Annotated in this window: 20 protein-coding genes; 9 read left to right on the forward strand and 11 right to left on the reverse strand. The window is 71.2% G+C overall.

The window, feature by feature from the left end; translation table 11 throughout:
- Positions 1-146: 146 nt before the first annotated feature.
- From RKD23_RS28600 to RKD23_RS28620, 5 genes are all read left to right on the forward strand, one after another.
- Positions 147-725 carry a TerD family protein gene (locus RKD23_RS28600; RefSeq protein WP_424856304.1) on the forward strand — a complete coding sequence of 193 codons (579 nt, stop codon included), beginning with the start codon at positions 147-149 and terminating at the stop codon, positions 723-725.
- 68 nt (positions 726-793) lie between these two features.
- Complete coding sequence (locus RKD23_RS28605; protein WP_424856305.1) at positions 794-2,980, forward strand: TerD family protein; 2,187 nt, start codon at positions 794-796, stop codon at positions 2,978-2,980.
- Between the two features lie 263 nt (positions 2,981-3,243).
- On the forward strand, positions 3,244-4,242 hold the full coding sequence (locus RKD23_RS28610) for a TerC/Alx family metal homeostasis membrane protein (protein WP_424856306.1): 999 nt from the start codon (positions 3,244-3,246) through the stop codon (positions 4,240-4,242).
- A gap of 131 nt (positions 4,243-4,373) precedes the next feature.
- A complete protein-coding gene (locus RKD23_RS28615) occupies positions 4,374-4,679 on the forward strand; it encodes a hypothetical protein (protein WP_424856307.1) in 306 nt (101 codons plus the stop codon).
- Between the two features lie 100 nt (positions 4,680-4,779).
- The gene (locus RKD23_RS28620) at positions 4,780-5,880 is read left to right on the forward strand and encodes a calcium:proton antiporter (RefSeq protein WP_424856308.1); all 1,101 of its coding nucleotides are present in this window, start codon (positions 4,780-4,782) and stop codon (positions 5,878-5,880) included.
- A gap of 136 nt (positions 5,881-6,016) precedes the next feature.
- On the opposite strand, the gene RKD23_RS28625 is transcribed toward RKD23_RS28620, so the two are convergent.
- Together RKD23_RS28625 and RKD23_RS28630 are read right to left on the reverse strand one after the other, a co-directional pair.
- The gene (locus RKD23_RS28625) at positions 6,017-7,321 is read right to left on the reverse strand and encodes an MFS transporter (RefSeq protein WP_424856309.1); all 1,305 of its coding nucleotides are present in this window, start codon (positions 7,319-7,321) and stop codon (positions 6,017-6,019) included.
- Between the two features lie 62 nt (positions 7,322-7,383).
- Positions 7,384-8,430: a S66 family peptidase gene (locus RKD23_RS28630; protein WP_424856310.1), complete on the reverse strand. Its 1,047-nt coding sequence runs from the start codon at positions 8,428-8,430 to the stop codon at positions 7,384-7,386.
- A 105-nt stretch (positions 8,431-8,535) separates the two neighbouring features.
- Between RKD23_RS28630 and aroQ the strand changes: the two genes are divergently transcribed.
- The gene (aroQ, locus tag RKD23_RS28635; RefSeq protein WP_424856311.1) at positions 8,536-9,009 is read left to right on the forward strand and encodes a type II 3-dehydroquinate dehydratase; all 474 of its coding nucleotides are present in this window, start codon (positions 8,536-8,538) and stop codon (positions 9,007-9,009) included.
- Between the two features lie 97 nt (positions 9,010-9,106).
- Here the strand turns inward: aroQ and RKD23_RS28640 are convergent, their stop codons facing one another.
- The 5 genes from RKD23_RS28640 to RKD23_RS28660 form a co-directional block, all read right to left on the reverse strand.
- The gene (locus RKD23_RS28640) at positions 9,107-9,835 is read right to left on the reverse strand and encodes an amino acid ABC transporter ATP-binding protein (RefSeq protein WP_424858355.1); all 729 of its coding nucleotides are present in this window, start codon (positions 9,833-9,835) and stop codon (positions 9,107-9,109) included.
- Positions 9,836-9,858: 23 nt separating this feature from the next.
- Entirely contained in the window at positions 9,859-10,797 is a 939-nt protein-coding gene (locus tag RKD23_RS28645) for an amino acid ABC transporter permease (RefSeq protein WP_424856312.1), read from the reverse strand.
- Positions 10,794-11,678 carry an ABC transporter substrate-binding protein gene (locus RKD23_RS28650; RefSeq protein ID WP_424856313.1) on the reverse strand — a complete coding sequence of 295 codons (885 nt, stop codon included), beginning with the start codon at positions 11,676-11,678 and terminating at the stop codon, positions 10,794-10,796. Before RKD23_RS28650 ends, RKD23_RS28645 begins: the two co-directional genes overlap by 4 nt.
- Positions 11,679-11,970: 292 nt before the next feature.
- Positions 11,971-12,627 carry an MBL fold metallo-hydrolase gene (locus RKD23_RS28655; protein WP_404034081.1) on the reverse strand — a complete coding sequence of 219 codons (657 nt, stop codon included), beginning with the start codon at positions 12,625-12,627 and terminating at the stop codon, positions 11,971-11,973.
- 132 nt (positions 12,628-12,759) lie between these two features.
- Positions 12,760-13,446, reverse strand: coding sequence for a maleylpyruvate isomerase family mycothiol-dependent enzyme (locus RKD23_RS28660; protein ID WP_424856314.1), 687 nt, complete (start codon positions 13,444-13,446; stop codon positions 12,760-12,762).
- 222 nt (positions 13,447-13,668) lie between these two features.
- Between RKD23_RS28660 and uvrA the strand changes: the two genes are divergently transcribed.
- On the forward strand, positions 13,669-16,725 hold the full coding sequence (gene uvrA / locus RKD23_RS28665; RefSeq protein WP_424856316.1) for an excinuclease ABC subunit UvrA: 3,057 nt from the start codon (positions 13,669-13,671) through the stop codon (positions 16,723-16,725).
- An 88-nt stretch (positions 16,726-16,813) separates the two neighbouring features.
- Here uvrA and RKD23_RS28670 read toward each other — a convergent pair whose 3' ends face one another.
- Complete coding sequence (locus tag RKD23_RS28670; RefSeq protein WP_404034075.1) at positions 16,814-17,365, reverse strand: YceI family protein; 552 nt, start codon at positions 17,363-17,365, stop codon at positions 16,814-16,816.
- A gap of 100 nt (positions 17,366-17,465) precedes the next feature.
- Here RKD23_RS28670 and RKD23_RS28675 point away from each other — a divergent pair, with 100 nt between their 5' ends.
- Positions 17,466-18,329, forward strand: coding sequence for a helix-turn-helix domain-containing protein (locus tag RKD23_RS28675; RefSeq protein WP_424856317.1), 864 nt, complete (start codon positions 17,466-17,468; stop codon positions 18,327-18,329).
- Positions 18,330-18,409: 80 nt separating this feature from the next.
- On the opposite strand, the gene RKD23_RS28680 is transcribed toward RKD23_RS28675, so the two are convergent.
- The gene (locus RKD23_RS28680) at positions 18,410-19,327 is read right to left on the reverse strand and encodes a carbohydrate kinase family protein (RefSeq protein WP_424856318.1); all 918 of its coding nucleotides are present in this window, start codon (positions 19,325-19,327) and stop codon (positions 18,410-18,412) included.
- Complete coding sequence (locus RKD23_RS28685) at positions 19,324-20,406, reverse strand: LacI family DNA-binding transcriptional regulator (protein WP_424856319.1); 1,083 nt, start codon at positions 20,404-20,406, stop codon at positions 19,324-19,326. Before RKD23_RS28685 ends, RKD23_RS28680 begins: the two co-directional genes overlap by 4 nt.
- A gap of 220 nt (positions 20,407-20,626) precedes the next feature.
- Here RKD23_RS28685 and RKD23_RS28690 point away from each other — a divergent pair, with 220 nt between their 5' ends.
- Positions 20,627-21,055 (forward strand): Rieske 2Fe-2S domain-containing protein, encoded by a 429-nt coding sequence (locus RKD23_RS28690; RefSeq protein WP_424856320.1) that lies wholly within the window; start codon positions 20,627-20,629, stop codon positions 21,053-21,055.
- 12 nt (positions 21,056-21,067) lie between these two features.
- Here RKD23_RS28690 and RKD23_RS28695 read toward each other — a convergent pair whose 3' ends face one another.
- Positions 21,068-22,018 carry a hypothetical protein gene (locus tag RKD23_RS28695; RefSeq protein ID WP_424856321.1) on the reverse strand — a complete coding sequence of 317 codons (951 nt, stop codon included), beginning with the start codon at positions 22,016-22,018 and terminating at the stop codon, positions 21,068-21,070.
- Positions 22,019-22,071: the final 53 nt, after the last annotated feature.

Genomic DNA, 22,071 nt, shown 5'->3' on the forward strand with positions numbered 1-22,071 from the left:
CCCGAGCAGTCACGTCGTACGCGCTGTGTTGCAAGACCGACACAAAGCAGGGGTCGGGGGTCGGCAGTGTCAGTGCCTCTGCGTAGGGTTTCGATCAGCCGCGTACATCGCGGCAACAGGGGACTGTTCGAGAGGGGAATCAGCGCGTGACCGTCAACATGACCAAGGGTCAGGCCATCAGTCTGCAGAAGAACGACGGCGGCAGCCTGACCGCGGTGCGCATGGGTCTCGGCTGGCAGGCGGCCCCCCGGCGTGGCCTGTTCGGCTCGCGGACGCGGGAGATCGACCTGGACGCCTCCGCGGTCCTGTTCGCCGACAAGCAGCCGGTCGACGTCGTCTTCTTCCGCCACCTGGTGAGCGACGACGGCTCGGTGCGGCACACCGGTGACAACCTGGTCGGCGGTGTCGGCCAGGGCGGCGACGACGAGGCCATCCTCGTCGACCTGCAGCGTGTCCCGGTCCACATCGACCAGATCGTCTTCACCGTGAACTCCTTCACGGGCCAGACGTTCCAGGAGGTGCAGAACGCGTTCTGCCGTCTGGTCGACGAGACCAACGGCCAGGAGCTGGCCCGCTACACCCTCGCCGGCGGCGGCGCCTACACCGCCCAGATCATGGCCAAGGTGCACCGCAACGGCCCCGGCTGGACGATGACGGCCCTGGGCTCCCAGGCCAACGGCCGGACCTTCCAGGACCTGATGCCGGCCATCCTGCCGACGCTGTAGGACCAGGACACCCAGCGGCACACCACATCACCACGAGCGACACAGAGCGACACAGGGGGACGAAGGCGATGACGGCCGAGCTGGTGCGGGGGCAGAATCACCCGCTCTCCGAGACCCGTCTAGAGATCCGGGTCTCGGCCGGCAAGCCGATCGTGGCCGGCGCCACGCTGAGCGACGAGCACGGCAAGGTGCACGGCGTCGAGTGGGTCGCCCACCCCGGCGCACCCACGCTGCCGGGGCTCGAAGTCTCCCGGCAGGCCGCCGCCGAGCACCGCCTGGCGGTGGACCTCGACGCTCTGCAGGACGCCGTCCACCGTGTCAACGTCCTGCTCGCTCTTCCGACGGAGGGGGTGGGCCCGGTCCGCTTCGGCGCCCTGGCCGCCCCGTTCGTCGCCGTCACCGGCCTCGACGGCACCGAGGTCGCCACCTTCACGCTCACCGGCCTCGACGCCGAGTCGGCGGTCGTCGCCCTGGAGCTCTACCGCCGGCAGGGCGCGTGGAAGGTGCGCGCCGTCGGTCAGGGCTACGCGGGCGGCCTCGCCGAACTCCTCGCCGACCAGGGCCTGCCCGAGGCACACCAGCTCGCGAGCACGATCAACGACGCCGTGGTCCAGGGCGTGGCCCGCTCCGTGGCGGCACCCCCGCCGCGTACAGCGGACGGCGACCGGGCCCACCAGCCGGCAGCCCCGGCACCGGCCACCGACACGAGCGGCACGCACGGCGGCGGCGCAAGCCCGCAGCCCGGCTCCTCGTACGGCGGCGCGACCCTGCCTGCCGATTCCTCGTATGGCGGCGCCACTCCGCCCACCGGCTCCTCGTACGGCGGCACGAGCCCGCAGCCAGGGTCTCCTTACGGCGATCCGGGCCCGCACACCGGCCAGCCGACCCTGCCGCACACCCAGCCTCCGCAGTCGGGGCACGGCACGCAGACGCCGCCCCCTGGCCAGGCGTCTCAGACCGGCGCGGGCCACACCGGCGGAGCGGTCCAGGGGGACCCCTCCGCCGCCACGCAGCCCTCGATGCCGAGCTCAGGCGGGCCGATCGACTACCACCACCCGCGCAGGCAGCACGCGGCCCCGCCGCCCCCGCCCACCGCGCCTCCGGCCCAGCCCGGACAGCCGGCCACTCCGGTGGCGGGCGACGCCAGCGGCTGGTCCATGGACGAGCGGCTGTACAACCAGGTGTGGGGCATGTTCGAGGACCTGGCCCGCACCACGGCCTCGTACCGCAGCGCCGTCGACTTCGCCGACTCCCGTATGGAGAAGGAACTCGACCAAGTGCTGTCGGACCCCCGGTTCCGGGTCGGCGGACAGGGCGACGCCGCGCGCGAGGCCGCCCGCGCCAAGCACGCCCAGCTCGTCGACCAGGCCCGCCAGGCACTGGACCGCGATCTCGTCCAGCTGACCGCCGAGTCGGACGTCGTCGAGCCCGCGCTGCCGGCCGCGTACGCCCGCTGGGACAACCCCGTCTGGCACGGCTATCGCGTGCCGATGGAGATGCCGATGGCTGTGCGCCTGGGCGATCTCCATCTGCCGGAGTGCCCCGAGCTGCGTATACCTATGCTGGTGCGGCTGCCGCTGGAGCGCGGTCTGTGGATCGACAGCGGACGCGCGGGAGCGGGGGACGGCTCCTTCGCCGACGCCCATGACCTGCGGCGACTCGGGATGGAGACGGCCGTGGCCCATGTGGCCCGGCTGCTGGCCGTGCATCCGGCCGGCGAGTTCACGGTGCATGTCATCGACGCGGCCGGGGCCGCAGCCCAGCCGCTCGCCCCGCTCGTGCAGACCGGTGTGCTGGCGGGCCCGCCGGCCCTCGGCGCCGCCGGGGTCACGGACGTGCTGGCCCGGCTCACCCAGCGGGTCGACCTGGTGCAGATGGCGGTGCGCGGGGGAGCAGCCGACGCGCTGCCGCCGGGCTTCGACACCTCGCAGCAACTGCTGGTGGTCAACGACTTCCCGCACGGCTTCGACGACCGGGCCGTCACCCAGCTGCGCTATCTCGCGGACGAGGGTCCGGCCGTCGGCGTCCACCTCATGATGGTCGCCGACCGCGAGGACTCGACGGCCTACGGCCCGTTGCTGGACCCGCTGTGGCGTTCGCTGATGCGACTGACGCCCCTGCCCGACGACCATCTGGCCGACCCGTGGGTCGGGCACTGCTGGACGTACGAGCCGCCGCTGGTGCCGCCCGGCAGCCAGGTGCTCCAGCAGGTGCTCACGCAGGTCGCCACGGCCCGGCGATCCTTGAACCGCTGACTCGACCAAGCACAGGTAAAGCCCCACTAGCCAGCACACTTGTACTTTCCTTTACCTTCCTCTTTACCTTTCCTTGGTGGTTGGGGTACTCTTTTCCGTACGGAGGGGAGTACTCCCTACCAACTGCGGCGACCCCGTCAATACGGATCAGGCCAGATCCCGGGGCGTCGGCCCGAGCCCTTATGGAGCCCCCGGGTGGAAGAGACCTCCGGCAGCGACGACGCTGACTGAACTGTTTGCCGTTACGTACTGCCGGAGGCGCAGTGGATGTTTCCCTGACCCTGTGGGTCCTGACGATCGTGGGCCTCGCCGCCCTGATCGCGGTCGATTTCTTCATCGGCCGCAAGCCCCATGACGTGTCCATCAAGGAAGCCGGAATCTGGACGGTCGTCTGGATCGCCCTGGCCGGCCTCTTCGGACTCGGCCTGCTGCTCTTCGGTGGCGGACAGCCCGCCGGTGAGTTCTTCGCCGGCTTCATCACCGAGAAGTCGCTCAGTGTCGACAACCTCTTCGTCTTCGTCCTGATCATGGCGAAGTTCGCGGTGCCCTCGCAGTACCAGCAGCGAGTGCTGCTGGTCGGCGTCCTGATAGCCCTGGTCCTGCGGGCGATCTTCATCGCCGCCGGAGCCGCGATCATCGCCAGCTTCTCGTGGGTGTTCTACCTCTTCGGCGCCTTCCTGATCTGGACCGCCTGGAAGCTCATCCAGGAGGCCCGAGCGGAGGAGCACGACGAGGAGTTCGAGGAGAACAAGCTGCTCAAGGCCGCCGAGCGCCGCTTCGGTGTGGCCGACCGCTACCACGGGACCAAGCTGTGGATCCAGCAGAACGGCAAGCGGGTCATGACCCCGATGCTGGTCGTGATGCTCGCCATCGGCTCCACCGATGTGCTGTTCGCCCTCGACTCGATCCCCGCGATCTTCGGTCTGACGCAGGACCCGTACATCGTCTTCACGGCCAACGCGTTCGCCCTGATGGGTCTGCGTCAGCTGTACTTCCTCATCGGCGGTCTGCTGAAGAAGCTGGTCCACCTGTCGTACGGCCTGTCGATCATCCTGGGCTTCATCGGCGTCAAGCTCGTGCTGCACGCGCTGCACGAGTCCGGCGTCCATGTCCCGGAGATCAGCATCCCCGTCTCGCTCGGCGTGATCTGCGTGGTCCTGATCGTCACCACGATCACCAGCCTGATGGCGTCGAAGAAGCAGGCCGCGGTCGAGGCGCGCGGCGGAGGCGAAGGCGCTCCGAAGGACAGCGCCGACGTCTGACCACGTCGGACGTACGACCGAGCAGCACCGGGAGGGAACCGTCTCGCATTGCCGAGCGCCCCTCCCGGTGCTTGCTTGGGAGCCGAGGGCGTTCCCGGCCCAGGGGACGCCACGGCCGCTGAGAGGCAGTCATGAAGTTCGCACAGATCATCGACTTCGAGACCGAGCGCATGGACGAGATGGAGCAGCTGCTCCAGGAGGCCAGAGAGCGCGGGTCCGGCGGGACGGGCGACGGCCCCACCCACCGCATCCTCCTGAAGGACCGGGACAACCCGAACCGCTACCTGGCGGTGATCGAGTTCGAGTCCTACGAAGGGGCGATGCGCAACAGCGACGCCCCGGAGACCACCAAGTTCGCCGAACGGCTGGCCGCCATGTGCACCAGGGCACCCCGCTTCACCAACTGCGACCTGCTGGACTCCAGAGACCTCGGGTAGACGCGAGGACAGCAGGGGTGCACGCGCCAGTGCGCCCCGCGAACGGCCGCCCCCATCAGGCCGGAGTGCGGGGCCCGTTCACCTTTGGGAGGATCACCGCATGATCGTCAGGCTCCGGTCGCTCGTGGCTCGTTGGACGTCCCTCGTGCCGGCGCTCGCGGTGGTCCTTCTGATCTTCACCTGGGGGCGGGATCTGCCCGGCGCGGTCGTCGCGCTTGTGACCGTGGTCCTCGCCGGAGCCGTGCTGGCCGCCGTCCACCATGCCGAGGTTGTCGCCCACCGGGTCGGCGAACCCTTCGGCTCGCTGGTCCTGGCCGTCGCCGTGACCGTCATCGAGGTCGCCCTCATCGTCACCCTGATGGCGGACGGCGGCGACAAGAGTTCCACCCTCGCGAGAGACACCGTCTTCGCCGCCGTGATGATCACCTGCAACGGCATCGTCGGTATCTGCCTGCTGGTGTCCTCGCTGCGCCATGGCACGGCCGTGTTCAACCCCGAGGGCACCGGTGCCGCGCTGGCCACGGTCGCGACCCTGGCCACGCTCAGCCTGGTGCTGCCGACCTTCACCACCAGCAAGCCCGGGCCCGAGTTCTCGGCCGTACAGCTCACCTTCGCCGCACTGTCGTCGCTGGTCCTGTACGGACTGTTCGTGGCGACCCAGACCGTCCGCCACCGCGACTACTTCCTGCCGATCACCCGGCAGGGCGAGGTGATCACCACCGAGGACCACGCCTCCGCACCCTCCGCGCGGACCGCGCTGCTCAGCCTGGGGCTGCTCGGACTGGCCCTGGTCGGCGTGGTCGGACTCGCCAAGGGGGTGTCGCCGACCATCGAGTCCGGCGTGGACGCGGCCGGCCTGCCCCATGCCGTCGTCGGTGTGATCATCGCTTTGCTCGTGCTGCTCCCCGAGACCATCGCGGCCCTGCGGTCGGCGCGCCGGGACCGCGTCCAGACCAGCCTCAACCTCGCGCTCGGCTCCGCCATGGCCAGCATCGGTCTGACCATCCCCGCGGTCGCCCTGGCGACGGTCTGGCTCTCCGGCCCCCTCGTCCTCGGCCTCGGCGCCACCCACATGGTGCTGCTCGCCCTGACCGTGGTGGTCGCCTCGCTCACAGTGGTGCCGGGCCGGGCCACACCGCTGCAGGGCGGAGTGCACCTGGTGCTGTTCGCGGCGTACCTGGAGTTGGCGCTCAACCCGTAGGCGATGAACCCTGGTCGACGAGTCACTGGCCGATGAGTCGCTCAGTCGGTGAACCGCTGGTCGTGACCGCCGGTCGAAACCCTTGCCAGTCCCCCGTAGGGACGTCACCCCGTAGGGACGTCACCCCGCAGGGACGTCACCCCGCAGGGACGGCATTCGCCCGCACCCCCACCGGCCGGGTCTCCGGCAGCAGCGCGAAGCAGCCGAGGCTCAGCAGTGCGATGACCGTCAGATACGCGGCCACGCCCCACGGCACCCGGCCGCCCTGCTCGGCGAGTGCCGTCGCCGCGATCGGCGTGAGGGCGCCGCCGAGAACGCCGCCGAGGTTGTAGCCGACGGCCGCGCCCGTGCACCGTACCCGCGGCTCGTACAGCTCCGGCAGATACGCCGCGATGACCGCGAACATGGCGATGAACGCCAGCATCGCGCCCAGGAACCCGAGGAACATCAGCAGCGGTTCCCCGGTCGACAGCAGCGCCACCATGGGGAACATCCACACGGCCGCCGCCGCACAGCCGGTCAGGCACATCGGCCGCCGCCCGAACCGGTCGCCCAGCACCGCGGCGAACGGCGTGACCGCCCCCTTCACCACCACCGCGGCCATGATGCAGGCCAGCATGACGGTACGGCTCACCCCGAGCCGCTCGGTGGCATAGGCGAGGGACCAGGTCGTCACGGCGTAGAAGATCGCGTACCCGACGGCGAGGCCGCCGGCTGTCAGCAGCACCAGCCGCCAATGGTCGCGCACCACCTCGGCGAGCGGCACACGCGCGTGGTCGTCGAGCTCCAGGAAGCTGGGGCTCTCGGCGAGCGACGAGCGCAGCCACAGCCCCACCAGGGCCAGCACCCCGGCCGCCCAGAACGGCACCCGCCAGCCCCACTGCGCGAACTGCGCCTCGGACAGCGAGGCGGCCAGCGCCAGCGTCACGCCGTTGGCGAGGACGAAGCCCACAGCGGGCCCCACCTGAGGGAAGCTCGACCACAGCCCGCGCCGCTCCGCCGGGGCGTGCTCGGCGGTCAGCAGCACCGCCCCGCCCCACTCCCCGCCGAGCCCCAGCCCCTGCAGAAACCGCAGCACCAGCAGCAGCACGGGCGCGGCCACACCGATGGTGTCGTACGTCGGGACACAGCCGACCGCGACGGTCGACGCGCCGGTCAGCAGCAGCGAGACGACGAGGACGGGCCGTCTGCCGTGCCGGTCCCCGATGTGCCCGAACAGCACCGAGCCGAGCGGCCGCGCGACGAAACCCACGCCGAACGTCCCGAAGGCGGCGAGCGTCCCGGCCACCGGCGAGAAGGTCGGGAAGAACAGGGGCCCCAGGACGAGTGCCGCGGCCGTCCCGTAGACGAAGAAGTCGTAGAACTCGATGGCCGTCCCGGCGAGCGAGGCGACGGCGAGCCGCAGCATGCTGGGCGCCCTTACGGTGCGTACGTCGTGCATGCCGCGTCAACTACCCACGGTGACCGCTGGTTACGGGGGCGCACAGGCGGACACCACGCGCCTCAGTAGGTCACCGTGATGCGCCGGGCCGGTCCGTCGACACGGATGAGACCGCCGTACGGCAGGACGAGCTGCGGGTCGGTATGGCCGAAGTCCACGTCGAAGACGATCGGGGTGTTGGGGGCATACATACGCATGGCGCGCAGCACGGCGTCGCGCTGCTCGGCGGCGTAACGGGCGGCGTCCTCGGGGCTGTTGGGCTGCTCGAAGGACCATGTCTTGGCCCGCCCCATCAGCAGCGCCGAGAAGCGCTTCAGCAGTCCGCGCTCGCCCATGCCGCGCAGGACGTAGAAGACCTCCGTGGCGCTCGGCATGTCCTCCGAGGTCTCCAGGAGCAGCACGCCACCGTCGTAGTGGCCGAGATCGGGCGCGATCTCCCGGTCCGCCATCAGCAGCCAGGCGACGATCTCCAGGCAGCCGCCCCAACTGCGCCCCTCCACCACGCGGTCGGCGTTCACCCACGTCCAGCCGTCGCCGGGCCGCATCGCGGGCTCCGACTCGAAGGTCGCCGGGTCCGCCCAGTCGCCGTTCACATCGCCCCAGCGCTCGGCAGGCTTCAGTTCGTACGGACCGGAGTCGAACAGCGCGGCCCGAAGGGAGTCCGCGGTCAGCGGGTTCATCGAGCCCGGGCGGCCCAGCTCGCACATCACGCTCGCGCCGTGGTAGCCGACGATGCCGGTGTTGTGCAGGTAGGCGAGCAGGTTGGTGTTGTCGCTGTATCCGAAGAACGGCTTGGGGTTCGCCCGGATCAGTTCCCGATCCAGGTGCGGCAGTACGGTGATCTGGTCGTCGCCGCCGATCGACGCGATGACCGCCTTGATGTCCGGATCGGCGAAGGCGGCGTGGATGTCGGCGGCGCGCTCCTGGGGTGTGGCGCCCATCTTCCGGGTCGTCGGGTACTCGACCGGTTCGAGTCCGAAGTCCTCGCGCAGCCGCTCCAGGCCGAGTTCGTACGGCCTCGGGAACAGCTCCGGCAGCCCGGCGGAGGGGGAGACGACGGCGATACGGTCGCCCGGTACGGGCTTCGGCGGATACACGGGCGTGTTCATGACGGGAGGCTACGGGCGGACGCGGCGTCGGCGCACCGTGATAAACCGGGTCCGAACAGCGGTCCCCCACGGGCCGCGCCACCCCCGAACGGACCGGAGGAAGCCGTGCCCCGCACCCTGGCCAACGCCCCGATCATGATCCTCAACGGCCCCAACCTGAACCTGCTCGGGCAGCGCCAGCCGGAGATCTACGGCTCCGACACCCTCGCCGACGTCGAGGCGATGTGCGCCAAGGCGGCGGCCGCGCACGGGGGCACGGTCGACCTGCGCCAGTCCAATCACGAGGGCGAGCTGGTCGACTGGATCCACGAGGCCCGGCTGAACCACTGCGGCATCGTCATCAACCCCGGCGCCTACTCGCACACCTCGGTCGCCATCCTGGACGCGCTCAACACCTGCGACGGCATGCCGGTGATCGAGGTCCACATCTCCAACATCCACCAACGCGAGTCGTTCCGGCACCACTCCTACGTCTCCCTGCGCGCCGACGGCGTCATCGCGGGCTGCGGGGTGCAGGGGTACGTGTTCGGCGTGGAGCGGGTCGCGGCGCTGGTGGGAGCGGCGCGGGCGGACGCGTAAGGACTGATAGGCGACCGGCGTAAGGACCGCTGTAAGGACGGCTGCAAGGACGGCTGCAAGGACCGCTGTAAGGACCGGCCTCCTGGACGTACGCCCCTTACAGCCGCCCCGCCTCCACGATCCGCCGCAGGAACTGCCGCGTGCGCTCCTGCTGCGGATCGCCGAAGATCTGCTCCGCGGTGCCGTGCTCGAGCACCACCCCAGCGTCCAGAAAACAAACCTGGTCGGCGACCTCCCGCGCGAACGCCATCTCGTGCGTGGCGAGCACCATGGTCATGCCGTCGTCCTTCAGGTCGCGCACGACGGACAGCACCTCACCCACCAACTCCGGGTCCAGCGCCGCGGTGATCTCATCGAGCAGCAGTAGCCGGGGGCGTACGGCCAGCGCGCGCACGATCGCCACGCGCTGCTGCTGGCCGCCGCTGAGCCGGTCCGGGTACTCGCCCGCCCGCGCCCCGAGCCCGAGCCGCTCCAGCAGCTCCCGCGCGTGTGCCTCGGCCTGCGCGCGGGAGACGCCGTGCACCCGGCGCGGGGCCAGGGTGATGTTGTCCAGGACCGTCATGTGCGGGAAGAGGTTGTACGCCTGGAAGACCACGCCGATACGGCGCCGTACCGCGTCCTGGTCGACGCGCGGGTCGGTGATCTCCTCGCCGTCCAGCCAGATCGCGCCGTCGTCGATGTCCTCCAGCAGGTTGGCGCACTTCAGCAGCGTGGACTTGCCGGACCCCGAGGCGCCGATCAGCGCGGTGACGGTGTGCGGGGCGACCTCCAGATCGACGTTGCGCAGCACGACCGAGTCGCCGAACGTCTTGCGCACGGACTCCATGCGCAGCACGGGAGCGGTGTCGTTCACAGGGTGCCTCCCTGGGCGCGGCGGCGGTCCATCCGGGCCGTCACCCAGTCGGTGAAGCGGGTCATCGGGATGGTCAGCGCCACGAAGACGAGACCCGCGACGATGTACGGCGTGTAGTTGAGGCTGCGGCCCACGATGATGTCGGCGGCCCGTACGGCGTCCACCGCGCCGCCGATGGACACCAGACCGGTGTCCTTCTGCAGCGACACCAGGTCGTTCAGCAGCGGCGGCACCTGGCGGCGCACGGCCTGGGGAAGCACCACATGGCGCAGCGCCTGACGGTTGCTGAGGCCCAGCGAGCGGGCCGCCGCCCGCTGGGAGGGATGCACGGACTCGATGCCCGCGCGGAACACCTCCGCGACGTACGCGGAGTACGTCAGCGTCAGTGCCGTACCGCCCAGCACCACCGGGTCCACGGTCACGCCCTGCAGCCGCAGGGCGGGCACGCCGAGCACCACGATCATCAGGTTGATGATCAGCGGCAGTCCCCGGAAGAAGTCGGTGTAGGCGGCGGCCAGGGCGCGCAGCGGGAAGAACACCGGGCCGCGCAGGGTGCGGGCGACGGCGATCAGCATGCCGAGGACCAGCACGGCGGCGCCGCAGATCAGCAGCAGCCGTACGTTGAGCCACAGCCCTTCGAGGACCTTGGGCAGCGCCTCGCGCGCGTAACCCCAGTCGAAGAACGTCTCCTTGGTGCGCGGCCAGCCCGGCGCGCTCACCACGACCAGGTACAGGACGACGCCCGTGACCAGGGTCGACAGCGCGGCGATCGCAGTGGCGCGCCGCGCGCGGGTGCGCTTGAAGCGCTCGCGGTCGAGGCGGCGCTGCGAGGGGACGTAACCGTCGTCCGCCCCTGCTGCTCCTGCCGCGCCGCCGGGCATGTCGCCCTTGTCGTCCGCGCTCTCCCGGCCCGACTCGCCCTTGGTGACGGTCACTTCAGCACCGGGGCGTCGACGGCGTCGGAGAGCCACTCCTGCTCGATCCGGGCCAGCGTGCCGTCCTTGCGCAGGGCGTCGACGGCGTCCGACACACACGCGGTGAGGGCGCTGCCCTTGTCGAGGACGAGGCCGAACTGCTCGGGCGTACCGCCCTGGTTCTCGAACTGGCCGACGATCCGGGCGTCCGTCACCTCGGCCGCCGTGATGTAGAACGCGGTCGGCAGGTCGACCACGATGGCGTCGACCTGGCCGTTCTTCAGGGCGGACTTGGCCTGGTCGTTCTTGGCGAACGCCGCGGCGTCCTGCTCGGGCTTCACGACGTCGTCGATGTAGTTCAGGCTCGTGGTGCCGACCTGGGCACCCAGCTTGACCTTCCTGAGGTCCGCGACGCTCTTCGCCTTGGCGGCCTCGGAGTCCTTCAGCGCGACGACGGCCTGACGGACGTCGTAGTAGCCGGTCGAGAAGTCGACGGCCTTGCGGCGCTCGTCGCTGATGGAGACCTGGTTGATGTCGAAGTCGAAGGTCTTCGCACCGGGCGCGAAGGCCTTGTTGAAGGGAACCTTCTGCCAGACCACGGCGTTCTTGTCGTAACCGAGGCGCTCGGCCACGGCGTAGGCGACCGCCGCCTCGAAGCCCTTGCCGTTGGACGGCTCGCCGTCCTTGAACCACGGCTCGTAGGCCGGCTCGTCGGTGGCGATCGTCAGCTTGCCCGAGGTCTCCGTGGCCAACTCGCCCTTCGCGCAGGCGCCGGCGGCCGAACCCGACGGCTGGTCCGACGCCGTCTCCTCCGGCTGCGGGGCACAGCCGACGGCGGTGGCGAGCAGGGCTATGGTCGCGGTGGCTACGGCGCGGCGCAGCGCGCTGGGGGCGAGATGCATGGCGGGAGAGTGGCAGCGAACCGCGCGTTTGTCGAGGTCACACGGGCGTTTGTCCGCATAGTGGGAACGGGTGTTGCGGTTTCGTGAACGCCGCGTTCGCCCGGGCCGCCGGCCGAGGGCGGGGTTCGGAAGACCGGCGGCCCCTTCCGCGCCGGAGCCGTCGTCCCGCGCGGGGCGACTTCCAGTTGACCGCGCGGCCCTCCGCGCCGGGAGCGCGCGCGTGGCCCCGGCGCGTGCACCTGGTTCACACGGGGCGCGTGTTGAGTGCCGCGCGCCCCCTCGACGGTGCGGTTCACCACCCGCGCGCGTGCCACTCCGGCAGATGCGGGCGCTCGGCGCCGAGCGTGGTGTCGTTGCCGTGCCCCGGGTAGACCCAGGTCTCGTCGGGGAGCACGTCGAAGATCTTCGTCTCCACGTCACGGATGAGGCGCGCGAACGCCTGGGCGTCCTTACGGGTGTTGCCCACGCCGCCGGGGAACAGGCAGTCCCCGGTGAACACATGAGGGTGCCCGTGCGGGTCGTCGTAGACGAGGGCGATCGAGCCGGGCGTGTGACCGACCAGATGGCGCGCGGTCAGTTCCACGCGTCCCACGCGGATGGTGTCGCCGTCGTCGACCAGCACGTCGGTCGGTACGGGGATGCCGTCGGCGTCGTCCCGGCCGGCGTAGGTGCGGGCGCCGGTGGCCGCGACGACCGCGGCGAGCGCCTGCCAGTGGTCGCCGTGCTGGTGGGTGGTGACGACCGACGCGATCCCGTCGTCACCGATCATCCCGAGCAGCGCGTCCGCGTCGTTGGCCGCGTCGATCAGCAACTGCTCGTCCGTGGCCCGACAGCGCAGCAGATAGGCGTTGTTGTCCATCGGGCCGACCGCGATCTTGGTGATCATCAGGTCCTTGAGCTCGTGCACATCCGCCGGGCCGCCGACCGTCACCTGTCCGCTGTACGTCATGGCGGCAGCCTATCGCCGCGAGTGCGGGCGGGCCCGTGGAGGTGGAGGGCGGTGGGGCGGACCCGCGAGGGGGTGCCAGGGCGGTAGCCGCCCCTCGCCGCCAGGGGCGGCCCTCCGCCTCAGGCCCCTTCGCTACAGCGGCGGCAGCTTGGGCAGTGCGTCGCCCTTCACCGTCAGGGACGTACCGTCGCGGCGGCCTGCGAGCCAGCCGAGGAGGTCTGCGGGGGTGCCGGTGACGGTCACCTCGGGTCGGTCGGAGTCCCGGCCGGTGTGCCACGCGCGTGTGCCGTCGGTCAGCAGGGTCGGGGGTACGTCGGCGAGGCCGGAGAACCGGGCGGCGAGGAAGTCGATGTAGCGCTCCGTGAAGTCGGCCGGTACGTCCTCCAGCTCGTAGCCGATGCCGAGGTCGACGTGGTGCAGCTCGACCTCGGCCCACCGCCGGAACGGCACCCGGGCCGCCGAGTCCGTGACGCCGTTGCGCAGCTCCACCGTGCGCGACCAGTCGGCGGGAGCCTCGCCCGTCGCACGGAAGCCGGCCGCGCTGTCGCGCAGGTCGGCGAGGTGCGCGTCCAGCGGGCGCGGCGCGTCCCGCTCGATGTCACCGTCGCGGGCCTCGGCGGAGGCGTACATGGGACGGCCCTCCAGGACGTTCACGAGGGCGTCCGCGTTGCGCGCCAGGTGGGCGAGCACATGGCCCCGGCTCCAGCCGGGCAGGCGTGACGGTTCGGCCACAGCGGCGTTGTCCAGCCCGGCGACCGCGGTGAGGAGCCGCTCGGTCGCATCCTGTACAGAGGCCAGGTCATGAGCGTGATCAATCATGCTGCTGACCTTAGTCCCGCCACTCCTTCGGGTGAAGGATCTCGACCGCGCCCGCAAATCGAATGCACGTGCTATATGGTCGGTGGCGGCGTCGGGCATGCTGGAAGGCCGGGGATTGTTGGTAACCGGTGAATCCGACCGGCGTTGTCAGTGGCTCCCCCTAGTCTGAGAAAGACGGGGGCCCCGCCCCTGTCACTTCTCTCAAGAAAGGTGCGGACCGGCGTGGCCGACCGTCTCATCGTCCGTGGCGCGCGCGAGCACAACCTCAAGAATGTCTCGCTCGACCTGCCGCGCGACTCGCTCATCGTCTTCACGGGCCTGTCGGGGTCGGGTAAGTCCTCGCTGGCCTTCGACACCATTTTCGCCGAGGGGCAGCGGCGTTACGTCGAGTCGCTGTCGTCGTACGCCCGGCAGTTCCTCGGGCAGATGGACAAGCCGGACGTCGACTTCATCGAGGGCCTCTCCCCGGCCGTCTCGATCGACCAGAAGTCGACCTCGCGCAACCCGCGCTCCACGGTCGGCACCATCACCGAGGTCTACGACTACCTCCGCCTGCTCTTCGCGCGCATCGGCAAGCCGCACTGTCCCGAGTGCGGCCGCCCGATCTCGCGCCAGTCGCCGCAGGCCATCGTCGACAAGGTCCTGGAGCTGCCGGAGGGGAGCCGCTTCCAGGTGCTGTCGCCGCTGGTGCGCGAGCGCAAGGGAGAGTTCGTCGACCTCTTCGCCGACCTCCAGACCAAGGGCTACTCCCGCGCGCGGGTCGACGGACAGACCATCCAGCTGTCCGAGCCGCCGACCCTGAAGAAGCAGGAGAAGCACACCATCGAGGTGGTCGTCGACCGCCTCACGGTCAAGGACTCCGCCAAGCGCCGCCTCACCGACTCCGTCGAGACCGCCCTCGGCCTGTCCGGCGGCATGGTCGTGCTCGACTTCGTCGACCTCCCCGAGGACGACCCCGAGCGCGAGCGCATGTACTCGGAGCACCTGTACTGCGCGTACGACGACCTGTCCTTCGAGGAGCTGGAGCCGCGCTCCTTCTCCTTCAACTCGCCCTTCGGCGCCTGCCCCGAGTGCACCGGCATCGGCACGCGCATGGAGGTCGACCCGGAGCTGATCGTCCCGGACGAGGACAAGTCCCTGGACGAGGGCGCCATCCACCCCTGGTCCCACGGGCACACCAAGGACTACTTCGGCCGGCTGATCGGCGCCCTCGCGGACGCCCTCGGCTTCCGCACCGACATCCCCTTCGCGGGACTGCCGCAGCGCGCCAGGAAGGCCCTGCTCCACGGCCACAAGACGCAGATCGAGGTCCGCTACCGCAACCGGTACGGCCGTGAGCGCGTGTACACGACCCCCTTCGAGGGCGCCGTCCCGTTCGTCAAGCGCCGGCACAGCGAGGCCGAGTCCGACGCGAGCCGCGAGCGCTTCGAGGGCTATATGCGCGAGGTGCCCTGCCCCACCTGTGAGGGCACGCGCCTGAAGCCGATCGTCCTCGCGGTCACGATCATGGGGAAGTCGATCGCCGAGGTCTCCAGCATGTCGATCAGCGACTGCGCGGACTTCCTGGGCGAGCTGAAGCTCAACGCCCGCGACAAGAAGATCGCCGAGCGCGTGCTGAAGGAGGTCAACGAGCGGCTGCGGTTCCTGGTCGACGTCGGCCTGGACTACCTCTCGCTCAACCGCGCGGCCGGCACCCTCTCCGGCGGCGAGGCCCAGCGCATCCGCCTGGCCACCCAGATCGGCTCCGGCCTCGTGGGCGTGCTCTACGTCCTCGACGAGCCGTCCATCGGCCTGCACCAGCGCGACAACCACCGGCTGATCGAGACCCTCGTGCGGCTGCGCGACATGGGCAACACGCTCATCGTCGTCGAGCACGACGAGGACACCATCAAGGTCGCCGACTGGATCGTCGACATCGGCCCCGGCGCCGGTGAGCACGGCGGCAAGGTCGTGCACAGCGGCTCCCTGAAGGAACTGCTCGCCAACGCCGAGTCGCAGACCGGTCAGTACCTGTCCGGCAAGAAGTCGATCCCGCTGCCCGACATCCGCCGCCCGCAGGACCCGGGGCGCCGGCTCACCGTGCACGGCGCTCGCGAGAACAACCTGCAGGACATCGACGTCTCGTTCCCGCTCGGTGTGTTCACGGCCGTCACCGGCGTCTCCGGCTCCGGCAAGTCGACGCTGGTCAACGACATCCTGTACACGCACCTGGCCCGCGAGCTGAACGGCGCCCGCACGGTGCCGGGCCGCCACACGCGCGTGGAGGGCGACGACCTCGTCGACAAGGTCGTGCATGTCGACCAGTCGCCCATCGGCCGCACGCCGCGCTCGAACCCGGCGACGTACACCGGCGTCTTCGACCACATCCGCAAGCTGTTCGCGGAGACCACCGAGGCCAAGGTGCGCGGCTACATGCCGGGCCGCTTCTCCTTCAACGTCAAGGGCGGCCGCTGCGAGAACTGCGCGGGCGACGGCACCATCAAGATCGAGATGAACTTCCTCCCGGACGTCTACGTCCCGTGCGAGGTCTGCCACGGCGCCCGGTACAACCGGGAGACCCTGGAGGTCCACTACAAGGGCAAGTCCATCGCCGAGGTCCTGAACATGCCGATCGAGGAGGCCATGCACTTCTTCGAGGCGGTCCCGGCGATCAACCGCCACCTCAAGACCCTCAACGACGTCGGTCTCGGCTATGTCCGTCTCGGCCAGTCGGCGACGACCCTGTCCGGCGGTGAGGCGCAGCGCGTCAAGCTCGCCAGCGAGCTGCAGAAGCGCTCCACCGGCCGTACGGTCTACGTCCTGGACGAGCCGACCACCGGTCTGCACTTCGAGGACATCAGCAAGCTGCTGACGGTCCTGTCCGGCCTGGTCGACAAGGGCAACACGGTCATCGTCATCGAGCACAACCTCGACGTGATCAAGACCGCCGACTGGGTCGTCGACATGGGGCCCGAGGGCGGCGCGGGCGGCGGCCTGGTCGTCGCCGAGGGCACGCCCGAGGAGGTCGCGGCGGTGCCGGCGAGCCACACCGGCAAGTTCCTGCGGGAGATCCTGGACCCGCAGAAGCTCAGCGACGCCACCCCGGTGAAGGCCCCGCGCAAGACGGCCGCCAAGACCGCCGCGGCCACGAGCAGGACAGCCGCGAGCAAGACGGTCACGAGCAAGACCGTCACGAGCAAGACCGTCACGAGCAAGACGTCGGCCGCGAAGAAGACCACGGCCAAGAAGACCGCCACCAAGACGGCCGCGAAGAAGACGACCAGGTCGCCCAAGGCCTGACCGCAGGACGCCGCGCGCTCCACGGGACCATCCCGTGGGGCGCGCGGCGTCATCACGTCCTTCTCAGGCACGCTTCTCCGGCACCTGCTCAGGCACCCTTCGGCTCGACGAACTGCATGTCGAGCTGGATCTTCACCGCCTCCCCGAGCAGCCCGGGTGCGAAGTCGAGCCCGAACTCGCTGCGCCGGATCTCGCCCGTCGCCTCGAACCCGGCATGCCGACTGCCGTCCATCGGCACATCGACCAGCCCGCCGAACTCCACGGCCAGCGACACGGGCCGGGTCACGTCCCCGATCGTCAGCTCGCCCTCCATCGTCCAGTCCTCGTCCTCGCCCCACACGCGGGTCGAGCGGTACGTCATCGTCGGGCGCTTCTCCACGTCCAGCATGTCGGCCGCGCGCAGATGCGCGTCACGGTCGGTGTTCCCGGTGTCCACCGAGGCCAGATCGATGGTCGCGGACACCCGGATGTCCTCGGCTGTCTCACCGACGTACAGCTCGGCCTGCACCGAGGTGAAGCGCCCGCGCACCTTGGCGATGCCGAAGTGGCGGATGCTGAAGTTCACGGCGGAGTGCAGCGGGTCCAGGGCCCAGTTCCCAGATGCGATCGGCAGGGCGGCGGTGGCGGTCTCGTTCGTCATGCCTCCACCCTGCGGCGCCCCCGCTGCCGGAGGGAGACCGGCCGGAGCCTGGTAGTGGCAGGGCCACCCTCCGCCGCGCGGCCGTTGGTACGTTCAACCCGTGAGCCACAACGAGTTGGGCACCTTCCTGCGCACCTGGCGCGAAGCCGTCACCCCGGCCGAGGTGGGGCTGCCGGCCGGCCCCCGCCGACGCACCCCGGGCCTGCGCCGTGCCGAGCTGGCCACGCTCGCCGGCGTCAGCGTCGAGTACCTCACCCGCCTGGAACAGGGCCGCGACCGCAACCCCTCCCCGCAGGTGCTCGGCGCGCTCGCCGACGCGCTGAACCTGTCGCTCAGGGACCGGGTCCTGCTGCGCCGCCTCACCAAGGAGGCCGAGGGCGGCGACCCGCTGGTCTGCGGGGCGGCTCCGCCGCTCGGGCGCGCGGCACGCCCGACCGTCCAGGCGGTCCTGGACCGGCTGGAACCCGCCCCGGCCGCGGTCATCAACTGGATCGGCGACGTCGTCGCCCACACCGACGGCTACGCCCGGCTGTTCGGCCCGCTCGGGCTGTTCGACGCGGAGCCGCCCAATCTGTTGCGCCACCTGTTCACCGACCCGCGCGCCCGCACCGCCTACCCCGACTGGAGCCGCGTCGCCGACGAACTGGTCGCCCGGCTCCGGCACGGCGTACCCCTGCGCGATCCGTATCTCGCCGAGCTGGCCGAGGAGCTGACGGTCACCGCGGGGGCGGAGTTCGCCGACCGGTACGCGGCCCTCGCCGTGACGCCGCGCAGCGTCGGGTCGCAGCAGGTCGAGCACCCGGAGGCCGGGCCGCTGCGGCTGCTGCACGAGACGCTCGCGCTGCCGGACGACGGCCAGCACATGGTGGTGCACCTGCCCGCCGACGACGCCACGGCCGCCGCCCTGGACCGCCTCGCAGGCCGCCGCCCGGGCGCCCTGCGGGCCGTGGACAAGGCCGGCTGACCACGGTCACCGTCACCGCCGACAAGGCCGGCTGACCTCCGTCACCAGGGCGCGGCCAGCCGACGTACGGATGCCGTACGTCAGGGACGTACGTCCGCCAGCTCATGGGCGTACGGCGGTTCCGCCCCTGCACGAGAGCAGGTGACGGCCGCCGCGCGGGCCGCGAAGCGCAGCAGCTCGCTCCAGCCGACCGGGCCCAGCTCGTCGAGCGCCTCCGCGGACAGCGCGTCGCGCGCGGCGAGGCCGTGCAGCAGCGCCGCGTTCACCGTGTCCCCGGCGCCGATGGTGTCCACGACGTCGACCGCCTCGCCGGGCACGGTGTGCACGCCGCCGTCACGGGTGAACGCGGTCAGGCCGTCACCGCCCTGGGTGATCACTACGGCCGACGGCCCGGCGGCCAGCCACTCCTTCGGGTTGCCGCCCAGCCAGAGGGCGTCCTCCTCGGACAGCTTGAGCAGCGACACCGACGGCAGCCAGCTCTTGAACCGGGCCCGGTAGGCGTCCGCGTCCGGGATCAGACCGGGCCGGATGTTGGGGTCCAGGGCCGTGAACACGCCCTGGGCCGCCGCCGTCCGCATCAGCTCCTCGTACGCGCTCGCCCCCGGCTCCAGCACCAGCGAGCAGGTCCCGAAGGACACCGCACGAGTTCCGGCGGGCAGGGAGGCGGGCGCCGTGAAGAGCCGGTCGGCGGTGCCGTCGACGTAGAAGGAGTACGCGGCCGAGCCGCCGTCACCGATCGTGGCGACGGCGAGTGTGGTCGGCTCCGGGCCGCGCTGGACGCCCGAGACGTCCACCCCGGCCCGCCGCAGCCCGTCGAGCAGCGCCTCGCCGAAGGCGTCCCGGGACGCGCGCGAGCAGAAGGCGGTCGGCGAGCCGAGACGGCCGAGGGCCACGGCCGTGTTGTACGGGCCGCCGCCGAGGGCGGGCCGCAGGTCGGCGAGGGCACCCGTGCCCTGCGGTACCAGGTCGATCAGGGCCTCACCGGCGACGACGATCACGAGGCGGTTCCTTTCGCGGGCTGTTCGGGGTGCTGAGGAGGGTGCTCGGGGTGCTGAGGGGGGAGTTCGGGACAGCCGCACGAGCTGCGGTGCACGAAGGTGCACGGGAGCCGCAGAGTCCGGGCGGGCCGCTCCGGTGCGGCGAGCCGGTCCAGCAGGACCCGGACCGCCTGCGCGCCGATCTCCTTGCTGGGCTGGGCGATCGCGGTGAGCCGGGGCGAGAACAGGTCCGCCCAGGCGAAGTCGTCGAAGCAGCACAGGGCGATGTCCCCGGGCACGGACAACCCCCGTTCACGCAGGGCGCGCAGCGCGCCGATGGTCATCGCGTTGTTGGCGGTGACGAGCGCGGTCGGCGGGACGGCGAGGGAGAGCAGCGCGGCCGTGGCCCGCTCGCCGCCGGTGGCGGCGGAGTCGCCGTGGACCACGAGCCGCTCGTCGTAGGGGAGTCCGGCCGCCGCGAGGCCGTGCCGGTACCCGGTGATCCGCTCGCTGGTGGTGCTGAGCCCCGGCAGCCCGGCGACCAGGGCGATACGGCGGTGACCGAGACCGGCGAGGTGGGTGACCAGCTCCGTCACCGGCGCGGCGCTCTCGGCACACACCTGGTCGAAGGCCGGGCCGTCCTCCGCGCGCGTGTCGACCAGCCGGTCGAGGAACACCGCGGGTACGGCGTGACGGCGCAGGTAGGCGACCAGCCCGCCCGGGTCGGCGGAGGGCGCGACGACCATGCCGTCCACCCGGCGCTCGTGCAGCAGCTGGACGACCTTGCGCTCGTGCGCGGGGTCGTCGTGCGGATCGGCGATGAGCAGGCTGTAGCCGTGCTCCAGGGCGCTCGCCTCGACGCCCTGGAGGATCTCGGTGAAGTACGGGTTGCTGATCGCCGACACCGCGAGGCCGATCGAGCGGGTGCGGGAGGTCACCAGGGAGCGGGCGAGCGTGTTGGGCGTGTACCCGAGCTGTTCGACGGCGTCGAGGACGGCCTGCCGGGTGTGCGGCAGCACGGGCCGGGTGTCGTTGAGCACGTGCGAGACGGTCGCCACGGAGACGCCGGCATGCCGGGCGACATCGGCCATGGTCGCCATGGGCGCACCCCTTCCTGGACCCGAACCGGCCCCTCAGGGCGGGAACGTACCCCATACGGTGGCCCCGCGTAAACGCTTGCGCAAGCGTTTACGTCCTGTGACGAACCCAGCCACGACCGCCGCCCGACCACCCCGGTATCGTCGGCGGACGCCCCCCCAGCCCACCGCCCCCCAGCCCCCGCCCCCAGCTGCCCCCGCCCCAAGACCCATGGAGACCCGCATGTCCGCCCGCCCCTCCGCCAGCCGTCGTACCGTCCTGCGCGGAGCGGCGCTCACCCCGGCCGTGGGACTGGGGCTCGCCGCGTGTTCGCCCGGTGGGGGAGCGGGGTCGTCGCGTGCCACGCCGACGGCTCCCGTGGACCTCGGGGCCGAGGGCGAGGTCGCCCAGGGCGGCGCGCACCTGGACCAGGAGCACAACGTGGTGGTCAGCCGGACCGGGGACGGCTCGCTGAAGGCGTACAGCACGATCTGCACGCACGGGGGCTGCCCCATCAACGCGCTGGAGGGCACGACCCTGATCTGCCCCTGCCACGGCAGCAAGTTCGACGCGACGACCGGCGAGGTGCTGCAACGCCCGGCGACGGCACCGCTGACCGAGCTGCCGGTGCGGGTGGAGAACGGCAGGGTGGTGGCGGGCCCCCGGGCCTGACCGGTTCTCGTCCTACGGCTCCCAGTCCCAGCCGATCCCGACGATCCCGGAGCGCACGCGGGGCTCGACGAGGTGGACGGTGTGGTGGTGGGCCGTGAGCGGCAGGGCCTGGCGTCCGCTGCGGGGGGCCGCCGCCGAGTGCTGCGTGAACCGGTGACAGTGCAGCGGCAGGGTGCGCTCGTCGAACCGCACCTGGAGCACGTACTGGCCGCCCGGCGGGCCGAAGCCGCGCACGCACTCGTAGGAGGCGCCGGCCGTGCCGTCCTCGACGGCGTAGCGGAAGAGGAACGTATCTCCCGCGCGCAGGCGGGCGTCGAAGAGCAGCTCGGCGACGAGGATGCCGGTCTCGTGGTGCCGGCGGACGCGGCCGATGCGGCAGTTCTCCAGCGCCCGCACGGACATGCGCTCGGGCACGCACCCGGGGTCACCGTGGTGGACGGCGACGAAACGGTCGACCCCGTCCCGGTGGGCGCGCACGATGTGGTGGGACTCGCGGCCGAGCAGCTCGCGGTGCTCCCCGATGCGGACCTGCTCGTGATGGCCGAGCATGTGCAGCCCGCCGTCGCGCGGGGAGTCCAGGTCGAGCAGGAGGCGCTCCAGGACGCCCGAGGCCTCCACCAGCGAGCGGTAGGAGCGGGCCGCGGTGTGCTGTCCCGCGGGGCCGTCGTCGGCCTTGGCGAGCAGGCGGATCAGCGACTCGTCCGGCAGCTGGAGTATCTCCTCCAGGGCGCGCACGGCACGCAGGGACTCGGGGCGCTGCGGGCGGCGGGCGCCCTGCTGCCAGTAGCTGAGGCTGGTGACGCCCACCTTCACCCCGTGGCGCGACAGATGGTGCTGCACGCGTTGCAGCGGCAGGCCGCGGGCGGCGATGGCGGCGCGCAGGGCGACATGGAAGGGGCCGCCGCGCAAAGCCGTGTCCAGTTCCGCGGTGGTGCCGTCCGCGTGCTGTGTGGCGTGCGGCATGCAGGGGCCTTTCTGTGTGGTTCACAACGGCTGGTCAGACCGTTCACGCGGGT

It is taken from the genome of Streptomyces sp. SAI-170 (genome assembly GCF_049739565.1).
Taxonomy (GTDB): domain Bacteria; phylum Actinomycetota; class Actinomycetes; order Streptomycetales; family Streptomycetaceae; genus Streptomyces.

Coding starts and splice junctions, on each gene's coding strand:
- RKD23_RS28690 (WP_424856320.1), top strand. CDS start 20,627: ATGTCCGCCCGCCCCTCCGCCAGCCGTCGTACCGTCCTGCGCGGAGCG.
- RKD23_RS28605 (WP_424856305.1), top strand. CDS start 794: ATGACGGCCGAGCTGGTGCGGGGGCAGAATCACCCGCTCTCCGAGACC.
- RKD23_RS28695 (WP_424856321.1), bottom strand. CDS start 22,018: ATGCCGCACGCCACACAGCACGCGGACGGCACCACCGCGGAACTGGAC.
- RKD23_RS28660 (WP_424856314.1), bottom strand. CDS start 13,446: ATGATTGATCACGCTCATGACCTGGCCTCTGTACAGGATGCGACCGAG.
- RKD23_RS28630 (WP_424856310.1), bottom strand. CDS start 8,430: ATGAACACGCCCGTGTATCCGCCGAAGCCCGTACCGGGCGACCGTATC.
- RKD23_RS28655 (WP_404034081.1), bottom strand. CDS start 12,627: ATGACGTACAGCGGACAGGTGACGGTCGGCGGCCCGGCGGATGTGCAC.
- RKD23_RS28620 (WP_424856308.1), top strand. CDS start 4,780: ATGATCGTCAGGCTCCGGTCGCTCGTGGCTCGTTGGACGTCCCTCGTG.
- RKD23_RS28625 (WP_424856309.1), bottom strand. CDS start 7,321: ATGCACGACGTACGCACCGTAAGGGCGCCCAGCATGCTGCGGCTCGCC.
- RKD23_RS28615 (WP_424856307.1), top strand. CDS start 4,374: ATGAAGTTCGCACAGATCATCGACTTCGAGACCGAGCGCATGGACGAG.
- RKD23_RS28670 (WP_404034075.1), bottom strand. CDS start 17,365: ATGACGAACGAGACCGCCACCGCCGCCCTGCCGATCGCATCTGGGAAC.
- RKD23_RS28650 (WP_424856313.1), bottom strand. CDS start 11,678: ATGCATCTCGCCCCCAGCGCGCTGCGCCGCGCCGTAGCCACCGCGACC.
- RKD23_RS28640 (WP_424858355.1), bottom strand. CDS start 9,835: ATGGAGTCCGTGCGCAAGACGTTCGGCGACTCGGTCGTGCTGCGCAAC.
- RKD23_RS28685 (WP_424856319.1), bottom strand. CDS start 20,406: ATGGCGACCATGGCCGATGTCGCCCGGCATGCCGGCGTCTCCGTGGCG.